Below are 15,890 nucleotides of genomic sequence, written 5' to 3'. Positions count from 1 at the left end.
CCCGGACGCTAGCTCCCCGCCGGTCTTGTCGCGAGCGCATTTGTCGGCAACCCCCGCTTGCTCTGCACCCCTGTGGGAAGCGCGCCAGTCGCGGGGCGCCTACTCCTCCGCTCCGGTGGACGTCTCCTCAATCTGAGGTGCGGGCTTCCTCGTCTTGAACAGCGAAGCCGCCGCGCCGGCGATCGCTCCGCCCACACCCTTCACCGCGGTCAGCGCCTGCGGTGCGTCCGGGATGCCGTCGCCGTCGAGGTCGACACTTCTGAACGGACGAGCCACAGCGCCCGCCGCGGTCGATACGCCGCCACCCACCGCATTTGCGGCGTCGGAGACCCAAGTCGCGTCGCCTTCGCCGCGTCTTCCAACGCGGCGAATGCCCGATTCGGTTCGGCCTCGTCGTCGTCCTCGGGCTTCGGCTTCTCCGGAACGGCCAAATGCGCCGGGAACTGCGCCGGAGCATCAGCGAAGGCTACCCGGGCGGCCTCGACCACCTCGCGACCGAATACGAAGCGCGTAACGCCTCCGGCCAATGCGCCGACTCCGTATTCGACCGCCGCTTGCTGCTTCCCACTCAAGTTGGGACGCACCGCGTCCAGCTGGCCCGTCCGGATGGTGCGAACGAGGCTCTGCGCCGCGCCCCCGGGAAGCGTGTCCGCGAGTGTGTTGGCCCAGTGCGACCAATCGGTCCGACCGGCGGCGATCGCGTGTCCGACACCAACCGCACCTCCCGTCGACACACTCGCGAGGTCGGTTGCCATCGTCGCGATCTGCTGTTGGCTCACGCGCCCGTTCGACAGCCCGTACACCAGGGCGTGTGCTTGCTCTTTGTCGAGGTCCATGTGGTGAATGTCAGCGATGGCGAGCCCGAAGATCGCCGTGATCTCGAACTGGAGCTGCTCGTCGCCCGCCGGGAGAAGCGCGGCGACCCGCTCGGCTCCCGTCTTAGCGGCACCGAGCGCCACACTCTTGGCCGCCTTCGCGGCCATGCCCTTTACGGCCTCCTTGCCCGCCTTCTTCGCCGCTTGCTTGCCCAGACTCTTGGCGCCGCTCGTCGCGGCGCCACCGAGAGGAATCAGTGCGATGCCGACCTCGGCCGCTATGGCGCCGGCGGTAATGACGGCGCCCGCGGTGCTGATGGCGGTGACGTAGTGCCGTTCGAGCAGCCGGATCACTTCGGCGGGCGTCGCATCGGGATTTCGGCGGCGGACGCGCATGACGTATTTGCGAGCAATCGAATGTCGAGCGCTGACCGCCTTCGCGATATCGCGCGCGGCCTCCTCTTCGACGAGTTCAGCCTCGAATGTGCCCTCGGTCATGTCGGTCATCGATCAACCCGCTCCGGCTCTTTGAATATCCACTCGCGGACGGCTGGCGCGACAGTCTGGCATTTCCCTGCGGCAGGGCGCTTCCTACAGGGGTGCAGAGCAAAGCCTCCGGAAGGTACCTTCCGCGGGTCCAGACGGGTGGGGATGCGGGGCTAGAGCAGGCTCAGGTTGGCGACCGCGCGTTCGACCGCGACGCAGCGGTTTTCGACATAGTCCAGGCCCGCCTCGGTGGCCAGCTTGCGGGCCTCGGCCGAGACGATGTCGAGCTGCAGCCAGACGGCGGGCGCCCCGGCCGCGATCGCGTCGCGGACCACGCCTGCGGCGTCGCGGGCCGGGCGGAAGACGTTGACCAGGTCGACCGGGAACGGGATCTCGGCGACCGTGCGGTAGACCTTCTCCCCGAACAGCTCGTCGGCGTAGGGGTTGACCGGGATGATGCGCCAGCCGTGGCGCTGCATCTGGCGAGGGACGGAATGCGCGGCCTTGTTGGGGTCGCGCGACGCACCCACGACCGCGATCACCTTGGCGTCGGCGAGGAGTTCCTGAGCATCACGCACGTTTCCGACTCTATCTCCGGTGCCCGGCCGGCGACTCGTCCGGCGCCGTGGCCTGGCGCACGATCGTCGGAGTGCGGCCGGGCGGCAGCGCCGGGGGAGCGCCGCCGTCGCGGAGGCGCCGGGAGAGCCGCTCCAGTTCGGCCGGGCGGCCGATCGCCGCGCGGTGCTCCGGATGCGCGACGTAATAGCGGATCGCGTCGGCCAGGAACCACGGGTGGATGTCGAGCACGTCGATCGGCACGTCGAGGCGTGGCCGGCGCTCGCGCGGCGGGCGCACCAGATAGCCGGTGCCGATCAACAGTTCCAATTTCTGGGTACGCAGCCGCGGCGCCCACGGCGTACCCGGGCGGATCGCCTCCCAGGGCACGTCGACGCGGTGCAGCCGGCCGGGGATGCGCAGCCCTTCCGGGCGCAGTTCGACCGTCGGCGGGATCAACAGCGAGTGCAGCAGCAGCGCGGCGGCGAGCAGGGCGGGCAGCGCGGACAGGGCGACGTCGACCGCGCCGCCGTCGGACGCGATCCAGTCGATGCCCAGTGCGGTCGCGGAGATCAGCACGACCAGCAGCGCGGATACCTCGATCGTGCGACGGCGGTTGGTCGGCGCCACGAACGAGTCGGCCTGGACGTCGAACGTGGCCGGCCCGGCCGGGCGCCAGCCGACCAGCGCGACCGTCACCACCACGCCGGCCAGCAGCGGGCCCAGGTGCAGCAGGAAGTCGAGGATCCAGACGGGGATGTCGAACGCGATCGCCGCCGCGCCCCAGACCACTCCCACGGTCACGGCGCCGAGCAGCCATCGCTGGTGCATGGCCGGAGCGTACCGGGGATAGGCGATCGTCAGTCGTCGTGCCCCGACCGAACGGGTTCGTCGCCGTCGCACCTGATCTTGATTTCGAACCTGCCACGCGGGCCCCGGAACTTCAGCTCGGCCTCGCGGCCCGCTCCCTGCTCGAGGTCGTCCACCGCGTAGCCCAGAGCCGGCGAGTAGCTCTTGATCGTCGCGACCCCGTCGACACACAGAGCGAAGGCGGTGCCGCCCGGGCTCGAGAAGCTCTTGAGCCCGGGTTCGGTGGCCGGGGCGGTCGTCGGCGCGGCCGTCGGCGCGGCCGTCGGGCTCGGTGTCGCGGTGCCGGTTGACGGCGCCGGTCGCGCAGTGGCCGCCGCCAGGTCGCGGGCCACGTCGGCCTGGCTGCGCACGCCACCGGGTGTGCTGGCGAGGCTGTCACCGACGAGCCGCAGGGCGCCGACGCCGGCCAGCGTCGCCACGATCACCACGGCGAGCCATCCGAGGACGGCGAGGCTCCGGCGGGACATCACCCGACTATGCCCTGCCCCGCGCTAAAAGCGGCACCGGCCGACGCTAAGAGAGGGTTAAGGGCTCCGCCGGCCGGCGCTGCGGGGGATACCGTGCGAGCTGTGCCGCGCCTGCTGCTCATCGAAGACGACCCCGCGATCCGCACCCCGCTGCTGCGGGCGCTGCGCGACCGCGGGCATGCCGTCGCGGCCGCGAGCACCGCGATGGAAGGGCTGCGGGCCGCGCTCGACGACAAGCCCGACCTGGTCGTGCTCGACCTGGGCCTGCCCGACGTCGACGGCGCCGAACTGCTCCGGATGCTGCGCGCGGTCAGCCGGGTGGCGGTGATCGTCGCCACGGCCCGCGACGCCGAGTCGGAGATCGTCCGGGTGCTCGACGCGGGCGCCGACGACTACCTGGTCAAGCCGTTCACCGCCGCACAGCTCGACGCCCGGGTGCGGGCGGTGCTGCGCCGCGGCGGTTCCGCCGCCGCGCCCGACGAGGCCATCGTCGTGGGCGGTCTGGAGATCCAACCAAGGTCACGCGGCGTACGCCTGGACGGTGCGCCGCTGGACCTGACACCCCGCGAGTTCGACCTGCTGCACCATCTCGCCACCCGGCGGGACGAGGTGGTCACCAAGCGCGAGCTGCTCACCGAGGTGTGGCAGATCCCCTATGGCGGCGCCGACAAGACGGTCGACGTGCACCTGTCCTGGTTGCGCCGAAAGCTCGGCGAGACCGCCTCCGCGCCGCGCTATCTGCACACCGTGCGCGGCGTGGGGGTCCGCCTGTCCGCACCCGGCGGCACCCCGTGAGGCGCCGGCTCACCCTGCTCGTCGCCGCGACCACGACGCTGACCCTGATCGCGTTCCTGGTGCCGCTGGCCCTGCTGCTCCGCGCCGTCGCCGAGGACCGGGCGACCGGCCGGGCGACGGCCGACATCCAGGGCATCGTGCCGGTGGTCGGCACCGACGACCGGCCCACCATCGAGCTCGTCGTCGGCCAGTTGGTGGCGATGTCCGGGCGGCCGGTCACGGTCTTCCTGCCCGACGGCGGTGCCCCGATCGGCACAGCGGTGAACCGCACGCCCGCGGTCGACCTGGCGGCGACCGGCACGAGCCTGACCGCCGAACTCGACGGCGGTCGGGAGATCGTGATCGGCGTCGGCCGCGCTGGTGGCACCGCGGTGATCCGCACGGTCGTTCCCCGGTCCGCCCTGACCGCCGGCGTGACCCGGGCCTGGTTGGTGCTGGCGGCGCTGGGGCTGCTCCTGGTGGTTCTCGGGCTGCTCGTGGCCGACCGGTTGGCGCGCAGCCTGGTGCGGCCGATCGACGAACTGTCGGCCGTCTCGCACCGGCTGGCCCGGGCCGAACTCGGAGCCCGGGCCACGATGCCGCCGGGTCCGCCGGAACTGCGCCAGGTGGCCGGGGCGCTCAACCACCTGGCCGAGCGGATCCAGGTGCTGCTGCGCGAGGAGCGCGAGCAGGTGGCCGACCTGTCGCACCGCTTGCGTACCCCGTTGACGGCGTTGCGCCTGGAAGCCGAGTCGGTCGGCGACCCCGATGACCGGACCCGCGTGACCGCGGGCGTCGACTCGCTGGAGCGGGCGGTCACCGGGCTGATCCGGCAGGCCCGCTGGCGCAGCGCCGAGTCGACCGACGCGTTCTGCGACGCGGTGGCGGTCGTACGCGATCGGGTCGAGTTCTGGACGGTCCTGGCCGAAGACACCGGGCGCGCGATGCGGTTGTCGCTGGTCGAGGGCCCGTTGCTGGTCGGTGTCGCCGCCGACGACCTGGCCGCGGCCGTCGACGCCCTGCTCGGCAACGTCTTCGCGCACACGCCCGACGGGACCCCGTTCGCGGTGTCGCTGTCGGCCGACCGGGTGCTGGTGGTGTCGGACTCCGGCCCGGGCCTGGCCGGCGCGGTGGTGTCCCGGGGCGTGTCGCGGGACGGCGGCACCGGCCTGGGTCTCGACATCGCCCGGCAGGCGGCGGGTGGCGCGCTCGACATCTCCGAGAATCCGGGTGGCGGCGCGGTCGTCGCGCTGCGGCTCGGGCCGCCGTCGCGTTCTTAACGCGTCCTTAGCGATCGCACAGCGCGGTGCTATCCGTCGCTCAGCGAACCTCGTCGGTATCGAAGCCGATACGGAGGTCACAAGAATGAAGCGCACACCGGTGATCGTCACGCTGGCCGGCCTGGCGGCTCTCGCCGTCACGGGTACGGCGCTGGCCGCGACCGACGACCCCTCGCCCGCGGGCAGCGCGGTCGCCAGCACCGCCGAGCCGACGCCGACGTTCGACGACAACCCTGGCCCGGACGACTCGCCGAGCCCCGACGCCGTGCCGACCGACGACGCGGCGCCGACTCCCAGCGACTCGGCGACCGACACCCAACCCCCGCTGCGCGGCAACGTCAGCGCCGCGGAAGCCGAGCGGATCGCGCTCGCCAGGGTCGGCGGTGGGAGCGTCACGAAGATCGAGTCCGAGTACGAGCACGGGTTCTCGACCTGGAAGGTGGAGGTCGTGCGGTCCGGCGTGGAGCACGACGTCTACGTCGACCGGGCCACCGGCCGGGTCATCAAGTCCGACAGCGAGGCGACCGACGACCGCGTCGGTGGCGGCCGGGACGACGGCCCGACCCACGACGCCGACGACGACAAGGGCGGCGACCGAGCCACCGGCGGCGACGACGACGGCCCGAACGACGACGCCGGCGACGACAAGGGCGGCGAACGCGGCGGCCGGCACTGAGCTCACCTTCCTGGCCACCCCCGCCCGCACCAGGGCGGGGGTGGCTCCGTCGTGATCCAGACTGGCGACATGACGTTGATCCTTGGCCGCAGCGACATCGCCGCGGCCGTCGACCTCGACGCGGTGTTGGACCTGCTGGCGTCGGGCTACCGGGCCGCCGCCGCCGATCCGGCGCCGCTGCGGATCCGCACCGGCCTGCCCGGCCCGGGCACCGCGACCTGCCTGCTGCCGGGCCTGCTGGCGGACGTGCCGGCGTACACGGTGAAAGTCAATGCGAAGTTTCCCGCCACGGCGCCCGCGCTGCGCGGTGTCGTCTGCCTGCACGCCCTGGCCGACGGTGAGTTGCTCGCGCTGCTCGACTCGGCGAGCGTGACCGCGTGGCGGACGGGCCTCGCGGCCGCGCTGGCTACCCATACGCTCGCGCCGCCGACCGCCACGACGCTCGGCTTCGTCGGTGCCGGCGCGCAGGCCACGACCACCCTGGCCGGCCTGCGCCACCTGCGTTCCTGGTCGCGGATCGTGGCGGCCGACCTCGACCCGGCCCGCGCGGCGGCTCTGCCGGCAGCGGTCGTGCCCACCGCGGTCGCCGCCGCGGCCGACGTGGTCGTGCTGGCCACCTGGTCGCGGGAGCCGTTGGTCGGCCTCGCCGACGTCCGCCCGGGCCAGCACCTGACCTCGCTGGGCGCCGACGAGCCCGGCAAGCGCGAGTTGGCCACCGACCTGCTGCGGGCCAGCCGCTTGATCGTCGACGACGTCGACCTCGCGCTCGCGGGTGGCGCGCTCGGCAGCGCCGGCCTCGACGCGGCGGCGTGCGACGGCACGCTCGGCGAGATCCTGCGCGGCACGCTGCCGGCAGCCGCACCGCCGGAGCGGCCGAGCGTCTACAGCCCGGTCGGCCTACCGTGGCAGGACCTCGCCCTGTCCTGGGCGGTCTACCGACACGCGGTGCGCACCGGCGCCGGCACCCGCGTCGACCTGCTGGGTTAGGAGACTGAAAACCATGACCTATCGGCGTTCGGCCGGTTCGCCGCGGGGCGAGGCGCGGCGGCGGGAACTGCTCGACCTCGTCACCGAGGACCTGGCCGTCAACGGTCTGGTCGACTTCTCCCTGCGCCGGGCGGCCCGGGCGGCCGGCACGACCCACAAGGTGCTGCTCTACCACTTCGAGAGCGCCGAGGATCTGCTCGGGCGGGCGGTGGAGCAGTTGCGCGAGCGGCGGATCTCGCGCAGCCTGGGCGCCGCGGCCGACGAGCCCACGCTCGCGGGGCGGGTGCGGGCCCTGTGGCCGGTGTTGACCAGCGGCGAGTCGTGGGTGCTGGACCAGGCGATCGGCCTGGCGATCTACGACGCCGATCGGCACGGCGGTCTGGCCCGGGGTGGGACACAGCAGTACCTGCCGGCACTCGTGTCCCTCTGCCCGCCCGGGTGGTCGGCCCAGCGCAAGGCCGAGGTGGCCGCGATGATCCTGGCCACCCTTCGCGGTTTCCTGATCGACCTGCGCACCAGCGGCGGCGACCCGGTGAGCGTGGAGGCGGGCTTCCTCGCGCTCAGCCGGGCCCTCGACCGCGAGGAAGCAGCGGGGTAGACGCTTTTGCGAACCGCGTGGTTCACTTCGAGGTAGACGACCTGGAAGGGGGACCCCGACATGGAAACCATCCAGACCTCGGCGGGCCCGATCGCCTACACCGACACCGGGGGCACCGGACCGACCATTGTGTTGCTGCACGGCATGCTGATGGACGGCTCACTGTGGGACGACACCGTCGGCGCTCTGGCCCGCGGCCACCGTTGCATCGTCCCGACCCTGCCGATGGGCGCTCACCAGGTGCCCGCGCGGCCGGCCGCCGACCTCTCACTGCCCGGCCTGGCCCGCGTGGTGACCGACCTGCTGGCGGCGCTGGACCTGCACGACGTCACCCTGGTCGGCAACGACACGGGCGGCGCCCTGGCCCAACTAGTCGTGGCCGCCGGCGCTCCGCGGGTGTCCCGGTTGGTGCTGGCGTCGTGCGAGGCCTTCGACAACGTCCCACCCGGCCTGACGGGCCGCACCCTGGCGCTGACCGGCCTGCTTCCGCCGCGCCTGTTCGGCCTGTTCATGGAGCAGATGCGGCTGCGCGCCCTGCGCCGCCTCCCGATCGCCTTCGGCTGGCTGACCAGACGCGGCGACGCGCACACCGCCCGCTGGATCCGCCCGGTGCTGCGTGACCAGGCCATCCGCCGCGACGCCACCCGGATGCTCCGGGCGATCCGAGCCGATCGCGAGGTGCTGAACCGCGAAGCCGTGCCGCGACTGTCCGCTTTCGACGGCCCGGCCCTGATCCTCTGGGCCCGCGGCGACCGCGTCATGCCGCCCGCACACGGCCGCCGCCTGGCTTCGTTGCTGCCGCACGCCCGCTTGGTCGAGGTCGACGACACCGCGACGCTCATTCCGCTGGACCAGCCCGATGTCTTCGCCGCCGCCGTGGCCGAGTTCGTCCGGGCGGAAGAACTCATTGGATGAGCTGCGCGCGCTGGTGACAGCGTGCCCCTGGCTGATGGCCGCACTCACCGCCGTGCGCGACTCGGGCCTGCCGGACGCCTGGATCGGCGCGGGCGTGCTGCGTGACCTGGTCTGGGACGAGCGTTTCGGGTCCGGCTTCGACCCGGCCCGGGTCAAGGACGTCGACGTCGCGTTCTTCGACCCGACCGATCTGGCCCGCGACGGTAAGGCGACCGAGTTGCTGGCGACCCTGCTGCCGGCGGTGCCGTGGGAGGCGACGAACCAGGCCGCCGTACACACCTGGTTCCACACGCATTTCGGCGGCGCGCCGGTGCCGCCGCTGGTCAGCCTCGCCGAGGCGGTCGCGACCTGGCCGGAGACGGCAACCGCCGTGGCGGTCCGCCTCGACGCCGCCGGCGGGCTGGAGGTGTGCGCCCCCTACGGCCTGACCGACCTGCTCGGCGGCGTCTGGCGGCACAACCCGCGCCGGACCACGATGGAGCAGTCCCGCCGGCGGCTGGCCCGGCAACAACCGACCCAGCGCTGGCCCGGCGTCCGGGTGGAGCCGGCTACGGGGTGATCAGCGCGGCGCTGCGACCGGCGGCGGCCAGGGCGTCGAGGTGACCGGTGCTCGACCGCCGTGCCGGTGAATTTGTTGATCGGGCTACGGCTGGTAACGCGCCGCCCGGAAGGCCAGCTCGTGCGCCGGCTCGGCCAGCGACTGCTCGTTGCGCGCGCGTCGGTGATCCGGTCGCTGGGCGAGGGCAGCGGGTCCAGCCGGCGCCCGTAGCGGTCGACGACGTTCGGCGTACCCCCGTCTGATCATGACCTCGACCGCCATCGGGCCGTCCAGCGCCGCATCCTTCGTCGTCATGGCGGCATCCCGACGCGCGGCCGAGGCACCGTCATCCGTGGTGACCACCCACCTACCACCTATCGGTTGCGATCTCGGTCGGGTTGGTGACATCGGCGACGGAACGGAAATCGTCATTGGAGAAGCTGTTCGAGGGGCCGGTCGTCTTGTCGGAAACAGCGCTCGACGGTCGCCGGGATGGGGCAGGATCGCAATGCGGGAAGCGAGCAGGAGGCCGCCGGTGAACGACAGGAAACGGTTGTCCCGGGCCGGGTTGGCCGACCTGTTCGCGGTCGGTCCGCACCGGGCCGAACTGGTCGGTGTCGAGGTCGAGCACGGTCTGGTCGACCAGGCCACCGGTCTGTGCATTTCTTATCCGGCCGCCCGTCGACTGCTGAAAGCGTTCGTTGACGAGTTCGACGGCGCGCATTTCTTCGATGGCGAATTTCCGGTGGGAGTCGATCTGCCCAATGGTGCGAGCCTGAGCCTGGAGACCGGGGGCGCACTCGAATACGCTTCGGCGCCGCACGCCACCCTTTCGGCCACTGTGGAGCAGACCCGCGGCGACCTTCAGCGGGCCGCGGGGGTGGCGGCCGGGCACGGTGTGGCGCTGCTGTCCGGCGGCAACATCCCGTTCGCCGCGCGCGCCGGCATCCCGTGGATCCCGAAGCCGCGCGTCGACATCATGCGACGTTACTTCCGCAGTCTCGGCGCTGACGGGGCGTACGCGGACGAAGTGATGGGCCTGACCCTGTCGACACAGACCTCGCTCGACTACGTCTCCGAGTCGGACCTGCTGGAAAAGGTCCGCCTGCACGTGCTGGCGGCGCCGGCGGTGAGCGCGCTGTTCGTCAACTCGCCGATCGCCGAGGGCGTCGAGACGGGGGTGCTGTCCCGCCGGATGCAGTATTGGCGGCGTTTCGAGCCGGCCCGCTGTGGCGTGCTCGGCGCCGGTTCGCGGGCCGACTGCACCGTGTCTGACCTGGTCGACTGGGCCGCCCGACTCCCGATGATCTACCGCCTGGTCGGCGGCGCCCACGTGCCCGCGCCCGCGGTCCCGTTCGCGATTGTGCTGGAGCAGGGCTTCGGCGACGGCACCTGGCCCACCCTCGACGACTGGGCGCTGCACCTGTCGCAGACCTGGCCGCACGTCCGCGTCCGGCGCACGATCGAGGCCCGCGCCTGCGACGGCCTGCCCTGGCCGTTCTTCGCGGCCGCACCGGCCATGTGGGTTGGGCTGACCTATGACGCGCAGGCCCGCCGCGCCGCCATCGCACTGCTGGAGAGCCTGACCGTCGACCAACTCGAGCGCGCGACGGACGAGGTCGCGACCAAGGGCCTGGCCGCGGCGATCGGCCCGTTCAGCGCCTGCGACCTGGCCCGCGAACTCCTGCGGTTGGCCCGCGGCGGGCTGGCGGCCCGGGTGGCCGCCGGTGTGGAGCCGCCCGGGGTGCTGTCCTACCTCGACCCGCTGGAGCGGATCTGCGACAGCTACCAGACGATGGCGGAGCAGACCCTGTCGCGCTGGCAGGCGGGCCTCGCCTCGTCACCGGCGGCGTACGTCGCCGAGTTCCGAGTGTGCTGACCGGTTAGACCGCGCCGCGGGCCGATCTCCGGGAGGGCGGGGCGAGGTGGTGCCTCCCATGGACAGCCGACCATCCGCAGTTGATCCGGCGGCCGCCTCGGGCGACGATCACACCAATGCCCACCGACCCGAGTGACGACGAGTTCCTGGCGTGGCGCGCGTCGCTGCACCGGCTCACCGACAGCCGTGACGCCGCGCGCTCCTGGCGTAAGCGGCGCTATGCCTTCGCGCACCGGCTGGGTGAGGCGCTGGCCGGACCGACCCCGGACAGCCCCGCGATCGACGGCCCGGTCGTCTACGGCATCTGGCTCCGGATGGGCCTGCTCTATGTCGGCCAGACCACCGAAGCGCAGCGCCGGCTACGCGACCTGCCGGTCGGTGAGAGCCACCATCTGGCCAACACCTTCCCGCCCGAGATCTGGCACAAGGTGCTGGTCGTGGCGTGGCCCCGGCTGCCCGAAGCGGCGCCGTTGACCGAGGCGCTCGGGCCCAAGCTCGTCGGCCTCGCGCTGGAGCACCGGCTGCAGGAGCGCCCGCATCCACTCGCCAACTCGGAACGGCGCACGCCGGACGGGGGATGGCGCGAGGTGGTCAGGACGAGCAGCACGTCTCGAGGTGCTCGCGCCGCCAAGCAGGTCGAGGTGCTGTCGCGTGCGGTGGAGCGGGTCTGGGACGAGGCCGACGGCGGCGGTCCGCTGTCGCCGGCCTGCCGGCTCGTGCTCCCTGAGCGGTGCAGCTAGCCGGTCAGGGCGCGATCGACCGCCGCCCACTGGTCTTTGGCCGGGAGGTCTGCCCCGGCCGGGCAGGAGCGTTTGAAGTCGCACCAGCCGCACATCGGGCCCGGGGTCGTCGGGAAGGCCTCGTCGGGGTCGGCGCCGGCCGCGACCGCCTTTTCGGCGTCGAGGATGTCGCGGGCCGTGTCTTCGGCCCGGGAGACCTGGCGGGCGATCGAGGCCTCGGTGTGGTCGTGTGCGGCGACCGTGCCGGTCGGGAGGTGGTGCAGCTCGACCCGGCGGCACGGGCGGCGGAACACCCGCTCGGCCGCGAACGCGTAGAGCGCCAGCGCCTGGGAGCCGCGGGCGTCGTCGGTGTCGAGGCCGGTGCGGCCGGTCTTGTAGTCGACGATGGCCAGCTCCTTGCCGCGGGCGTCGATGCGGTCGGCCCGGCCGTTGAATGCCAGCACCGCTGTCTTGACCGCGACCACCCGCTCGACGCCGACCGGCTCGGCGTCGGGGTCGAGGCCGTCGACGTAGGCCTCGAGCCACTCCAGGGCGCGCCGGTAGATCGCCCGCTCCTGCTCGTCGTCGCGATAGCCCTCGCGGACCCAGGTGCCCTTGAGCAGGGCCGGCAGGGCCTCGCGGGTGCGCCGCTCGGGTGGCAGCGCGAACCAGCCACGCAGTGCGGTGTGCACGCTGGCGCCGAGCGAGTTGTGTGCCCACGGCGGACCTTTGGGCGGCGTCGGACGGTCGACGTAGGAATAGCGGTAGCGGCGGGGGCAGTCGGTGTAGGCGCCGAGCTTGCTCGGCGTGCACACGAACAGCCGCTCGGGCATGCCGGCGAAGCCGAGCTGCTCGGACCGGGGCGCCGGAGCCCGGCCGGCTGGGGAGGTTGGCCTGCGCACGGGAGAATCCTCCCATCCGGGTACGACAACCCCGGATGGTCACCCTGTCTGGTAGGTGTGGACGAAGGCGAAGATGGCGTCGGCGATCAGTTGCACCGCGATCGCCGCGAGCAGCAGGCCGGCGATGCGGGTCAGCACCTCGATGCCGCCCGGGCGAAGGATCTTGACGACGATGCCGCAGTAGCGCAGCACCAGCCAGACCACCAGCATCGCGACCAGGATGCCGAAGCCGACCGACACGTAGTCGGCGGCGCCGTCGGAACGCTGCACGAACAGCATCGTCGCCACGATCGCGCCCGGGCCGGCCAGCAGCGGCGTGCCGAGCGGCACCAGCGCGATGTTCGACGTCGAGTGCGGCGACGGGTCGTCGGTCTTCCCGGTCAGCAGTTCCAGCGCGATCATGATCAGCAGCAGACCGCCGGCGCCCTGCAGGGCGGGCAGTGAGACATGCAGGTACTCGAGCAGGTTCTGGCCGGCCACCGCGAACAGCACGATCACGCCGAGCGCGAGACACACCGCCTGCCACGCGGCCTTGTGTCGGTCGCGCGCGGCCATGTTGCCGGTCATCGCGACGAAGATCGGCACCATGCCAGGCGGGTCCATGATCACCAGCAGAGTGACGATGACCTCGCCGAATACCTTCAAATCCACGCGATGACGGTACGTGACGATCTTTCGCGTCAGCGCAGCACGGGTGTCACCCCAGATGCGGCGGCGACCAGGCGCTCGTACACGCCGGGTGTGGTGGTCTCGGCACCCAGCGTCACCGACTTGTGCGTGCCGTGGAAGTCCGACGATCCGGTCACCGCCAGCCCGAGGCTCTCCGCGAGAGCGCGCACGTGGGCCCGCTCCGCCGGCGAGTGGTCGGTGTGGTCGCCCTCCAGCCCGAAGAGTCCCTCCCGGGCCAGCGAGACGATCAGGTCGTCGGCGACGATCCGGCCCCGCCGGGTGGCCCGTGGGTGCGCGAACACCGCCACCCCGCCGGCGTCGCGCACCAGCCGCAGCGCGTCGAAGACGTCGAGTTCGGCCTTCGGCACCCGGTAGCGCCGGCCCAGCCACTCGGGCGCGAACGCCTCGCTGGTCGAGCCGACCAGGCCGGCCCGGGTCAGCGCCTGCGCGATGTGCGGCCGGCCGACGGTGCCGCCCGCGGCGTAGCCGAGCACCTCGTCCCAGGTCAGGTCGACCCCGTCGGCGCGCAGCAACGAGACGATCCGTTCGGCCCGCACCTCGCGCGCGGCCCGCACTCGGGCCAGTTCCGAGACCAGCGACGGGTACGCCGGGTCGAACAGGTAGGCCAGCAGGTGCAGCGAGATCGGCGGCTCGGCACCGTGCCACCGGCAGGACAGCTCGGCACCGCGCACCAGCGAGAGGCCCGGCGGGCGCGCGGCCGACGCCGCGGCCCAACCGGCTGTCGTGTCGTGGTCGGTGATCGCGACCACGTCGAGCCCTGCCGTGGCCGCCGCGGCCATCAGCTCGGCCGGGCTCAGGGTGCCGTCGCTCGCGGTCGAGTGCGCGTGCAGGTCGATGCGGATCATCGAGGCCGAGGCTACCGGCCTCAACCTCCGGTGGAACCCAGCCGGGGGACCAGGTCCCACCCGCTGCCGGCCGCCTTCGGCACCGACAGCACCTTGCGCGAGCCGTCGGTCTGGCAGCGGACCACGCCGTCGTCGTAGGCCGCGACCACCGTGTGGCTGTCGATCCAGATCGGCGAGCGTACGCCGGCCGCCGCGCACTTCTTGGCCGTGCTCGGTTCCAGCACCAGCGCGGTGTCGACGCTGACCAGGTCGAGTTGGTCACCGGACGGCTCGGCCAGCCAGCCGCCGTCGGGGGAGAGGCTGTGTGTCAGGCCCTCCGCCGGCGGCTCGAAACCGCAGACGCTGGTCATTTTGATCGACAGGCCCAGGCCGCCGGGGCTCAGCGCGGCCAGGCAGAGTTGCTCCTCGTCGGCCGTCCAGGCCAGCCCGACCGCGGCGTCGCTGCGGACGCCGAACACGCCGGAGACCGTCGGGTTCCAGATGGGAGTCGTCGTGCCCTCGTTCTTGTCGACGGTCACGAACTCGTAGCCGCGCTCGCTGGCCGTGTTCCCCGCGAGCAGCACCCGGCTGCCCAGCATCGCGGTCGGCGCCGCGTCAGGCGGCACCGCGACGGTCTCGCCCGCCTTCGCGCCCTCGCGGCTCAGCTCGGCGACCGACAGCTTGCCGCCGGTCACCACGGCGATCCGCAGGCCGTCTTCGCTCACCGACCAACGGCTGCCCTCGGGGGCGATCTGCACCGCCCGGCCGTCGACCGGCTGCAGGTAGACGCCGCCGGTGCTGCCGAACAGCCAGCCGGCCGGAACCCGGTAGGCCCGGTCGACGGCGCCGAAGCCGCCCAGGTCGAGGCGGCGGCCGTCGGTGGTCCACAGCAGATCACCGATCCGCAGGTCGAGGCCGAGCGAGGCGACGTCGTGCGCGTTGATCGCGCCGGTGATCGCCGGCTGGGGAAGGGCCGTCGGGTCAGCCGCGAAGACCGAGGTGTCGTAGCCGGTGCGCGGCGTGCGGAGCAGTTGCCAGCCGGTCACGCCGCCGATCAGCAGCACGAACGCCAGCACCGCGCCGAGCGTGGTGGCCACCTTGCGCAAGCGGCGGCCCCGGCGGGTGCGGCGGATGATCGCTTCCGCGCGGTCGGTGCCGGCCGGGGTCAGCTCGACCCGGTCGCGAAGCGCGCGGCGCAGTGTCTCTTCGAGCATCACCGCCCCTCCAGTCCTCCCGCCGGCGCGGGAATGCGGGGGGCGGGGGCGCGCACCGGGCGCACCGGTGGTGGCGGCGCCTGGCGCGGGATGCGCGGGGGTTCGGCCTGCGCGGCCAACTCGTCGACGCGGGCCTGGTCGGCGGCTCGCTCGGCACCGAGCCGGGCGCGCAGCGTGGTGAGGGCGCGCGAGGTCTGGCTCTTCACGGTGCCGGTCGAGATGTCGAGGATCGCGGCGGTCTGTGCCTCGGAGAGGTCTTCGTAGAAGCGCAGCACCAGCACCGCGCGCTGGCGGGCCGGCAGCGACTGCACGTGTCGCCACAGTGCGTCGCGTTCGAGTTGCTCGTCGACCCGGTCGGCGACGGCCCGCTCGGGCAGCACCTCGGTCGGGCGCTCGCCGTGCCAGCGCCGGCGCCACCAGCTGATCGAGGTGTTGACCAGCACCCGCCGGGCGTAGGGCTCGACCGCTTCGATCTCGCCGAGGCGGCGCCAGGCCAGGTAGATCTTGGTGAGGGCGGTCTGCAACAGGTCTTCGGCCGTCGCCCAGTCACCGGTCAGCAGGTAGGCGGTGCGCAGCAGCGCAGGCGAACGGGCGGCGACGAACTCGCGAAAGTCGTCTTCGACCGAGTGCCTGTCCGTCACCGGACGCCCTCCCTGCGTTGCGCGTGGGAGCAGACTTACACACGGCGGCGAATGGGTAAA

The 15,890-nt window shown here is 72.7% G+C and carries 19 protein-coding genes; 9 read left to right on the top strand and 10 right to left on the bottom strand.

Annotation, left to right across the window (positions count from 1 at the left end; translation table 11 throughout):
* Positions 1–209: 209 nt before the first annotated feature.
* The 4 genes from AB0J74_RS05585 to AB0J74_RS05570 all read right to left on the bottom strand — a co-directional run bounded on the left by AB0J74_RS05585 (position 210) and on the right by AB0J74_RS05570 (position 3,193).
* Positions 210–1,322, bottom strand: a complete 1,113-nt coding sequence (locus AB0J74_RS05585; RefSeq protein WP_363445008.1) for a hypothetical protein — start codon at positions 1,320–1,322, stop codon at positions 210–212.
* A gap of 152 nt (positions 1,323–1,474) precedes the next feature.
* On the bottom strand, positions 1,475–1,879 hold the full coding sequence (locus AB0J74_RS05580) for a CoA-binding protein (RefSeq protein ID WP_363445007.1): 405 nt from the start codon (positions 1,877–1,879) through the stop codon (positions 1,475–1,477).
* A gap of 10 nt (positions 1,880–1,889) precedes the next feature.
* The gene (locus tag AB0J74_RS05575; protein WP_363445005.1) at positions 1,890–2,687 is read right to left on the bottom strand and encodes a hypothetical protein; all 798 of its coding nucleotides are present in this window, start codon (positions 2,685–2,687) and stop codon (positions 1,890–1,892) included.
* A 29-nt stretch (positions 2,688–2,716) separates the two neighbouring features.
* Positions 2,717–3,193, bottom strand: a complete 477-nt coding sequence (locus tag AB0J74_RS05570) for a septum formation initiator (protein WP_363445003.1) — start codon at positions 3,191–3,193, stop codon at positions 2,717–2,719.
* A 102-nt stretch (positions 3,194–3,295) separates the two neighbouring features.
* Here AB0J74_RS05570 and AB0J74_RS05565 point away from each other — a divergent pair, with 102 nt between their 5' ends.
* The 7 genes from AB0J74_RS05565 to AB0J74_RS05535 all read left to right on the top strand — a co-directional run bounded on the left by AB0J74_RS05565 (position 3,296) and on the right by AB0J74_RS05535 (position 8,982).
* Positions 3,296–3,988, top strand: a complete 693-nt coding sequence (locus AB0J74_RS05565) for a response regulator transcription factor (RefSeq protein WP_363445001.1) — start codon at positions 3,296–3,298, stop codon at positions 3,986–3,988.
* A complete protein-coding gene (locus AB0J74_RS05560; protein ID WP_363444999.1) occupies positions 3,985–5,247 on the top strand; it encodes a HAMP domain-containing sensor histidine kinase in 1,263 nt (420 codons plus the stop codon). The genes AB0J74_RS05565 and AB0J74_RS05560 overlap by 4 nt, the downstream gene beginning before the upstream one ends.
* A gap of 85 nt (positions 5,248–5,332) precedes the next feature.
* Positions 5,333–5,923, top strand: a complete 591-nt coding sequence (locus AB0J74_RS05555) for a PepSY domain-containing protein (protein WP_363444997.1) — start codon at positions 5,333–5,335, stop codon at positions 5,921–5,923.
* A 69-nt stretch (positions 5,924–5,992) separates the two neighbouring features.
* Positions 5,993–6,910, top strand: coding sequence for an ornithine cyclodeaminase family protein (locus tag AB0J74_RS05550; RefSeq protein ID WP_363444995.1), 918 nt, complete (start codon positions 5,993–5,995; stop codon positions 6,908–6,910).
* A gap of 13 nt (positions 6,911–6,923) precedes the next feature.
* Positions 6,924–7,508 carry a hypothetical protein gene (locus AB0J74_RS05545; protein ID WP_363444993.1) on the top strand — a complete coding sequence of 195 codons (585 nt, stop codon included), beginning with the start codon at positions 6,924–6,926 and terminating at the stop codon, positions 7,506–7,508.
* Between the two features lie 60 nt (positions 7,509–7,568).
* Entirely contained in the window at positions 7,569–8,423 is an 855-nt protein-coding gene (locus AB0J74_RS05540) for an alpha/beta hydrolase (RefSeq protein WP_363444991.1), read from the top strand.
* On the top strand, positions 8,416–8,982 hold the full coding sequence (locus AB0J74_RS05535; protein WP_363444988.1) for a nucleotidyltransferase family protein: 567 nt from the start codon (positions 8,416–8,418) through the stop codon (positions 8,980–8,982). Before AB0J74_RS05540 ends, AB0J74_RS05535 begins: the two co-directional genes overlap by 8 nt.
* Before the next feature lie 84 nt (positions 8,983–9,066).
* Here the strand turns inward: AB0J74_RS05535 and AB0J74_RS05530 are convergent, their stop codons facing one another.
* Positions 9,067–9,276, bottom strand: a complete 210-nt coding sequence (locus AB0J74_RS05530; protein WP_363444986.1) for a hypothetical protein — start codon at positions 9,274–9,276, stop codon at positions 9,067–9,069.
* A 220-nt stretch (positions 9,277–9,496) separates the two neighbouring features.
* Between AB0J74_RS05530 and AB0J74_RS05525 the strand changes: the two genes are divergently transcribed.
* The gene (locus AB0J74_RS05525) at positions 9,497–10,840 is read left to right on the top strand and encodes a glutamate-cysteine ligase family protein (RefSeq protein ID WP_363444984.1); all 1,344 of its coding nucleotides are present in this window, start codon (positions 9,497–9,499) and stop codon (positions 10,838–10,840) included.
* A 116-nt stretch (positions 10,841–10,956) separates the two neighbouring features.
* Positions 10,957–11,580, top strand: coding sequence for a hypothetical protein (locus tag AB0J74_RS05520; protein WP_363444982.1), 624 nt, complete (start codon positions 10,957–10,959; stop codon positions 11,578–11,580).
* On the opposite strand, the gene AB0J74_RS05515 is transcribed toward AB0J74_RS05520, so the two are convergent.
* The 5 genes from AB0J74_RS05515 to AB0J74_RS05495 form a co-directional block, all read right to left on the bottom strand.
* Positions 11,577–12,392 (bottom strand): PD-(D/E)XK nuclease family protein, encoded by an 816-nt coding sequence (locus tag AB0J74_RS05515; RefSeq protein WP_363445461.1) that lies wholly within the window; start codon positions 12,390–12,392, stop codon positions 11,577–11,579. The genes AB0J74_RS05520 and AB0J74_RS05515 overlap by 4 nt on opposite strands.
* Positions 12,393–12,500: 108 nt before the next feature.
* Entirely contained in the window at positions 12,501–13,112 is a 612-nt protein-coding gene (locus AB0J74_RS05510; RefSeq protein ID WP_363444980.1) for a MarC family protein, read from the bottom strand.
* A gap of 29 nt (positions 13,113–13,141) precedes the next feature.
* Positions 13,142–13,996, bottom strand: coding sequence for a PHP domain-containing protein (locus AB0J74_RS05505; RefSeq protein WP_363444978.1), 855 nt, complete (start codon positions 13,994–13,996; stop codon positions 13,142–13,144).
* A 20-nt stretch (positions 13,997–14,016) separates the two neighbouring features.
* Positions 14,017–15,189: a hypothetical protein gene (locus AB0J74_RS05500; protein WP_363444976.1), complete on the bottom strand. Its 1,173-nt coding sequence runs from the start codon at positions 15,187–15,189 to the stop codon at positions 14,017–14,019.
* Positions 15,189–15,830, bottom strand: a complete 642-nt coding sequence (locus AB0J74_RS05495) for a SigE family RNA polymerase sigma factor (protein WP_363444974.1) — start codon at positions 15,828–15,830, stop codon at positions 15,189–15,191. Before AB0J74_RS05495 ends, AB0J74_RS05500 begins: the two co-directional genes overlap by 1 nt.
* Positions 15,831–15,890: the final 60 nt, after the last annotated feature.

The organism is Asanoa sp. NPDC049573 (assembly GCF_040676615.1).
Lineage (GTDB): Bacteria > Actinomycetota > Actinomycetes > Mycobacteriales > Micromonosporaceae > Asanoa.
Note: the sequence above shows the minus strand (reverse complement) of the source record. Positions and strands in the feature narration are given on the sequence as shown.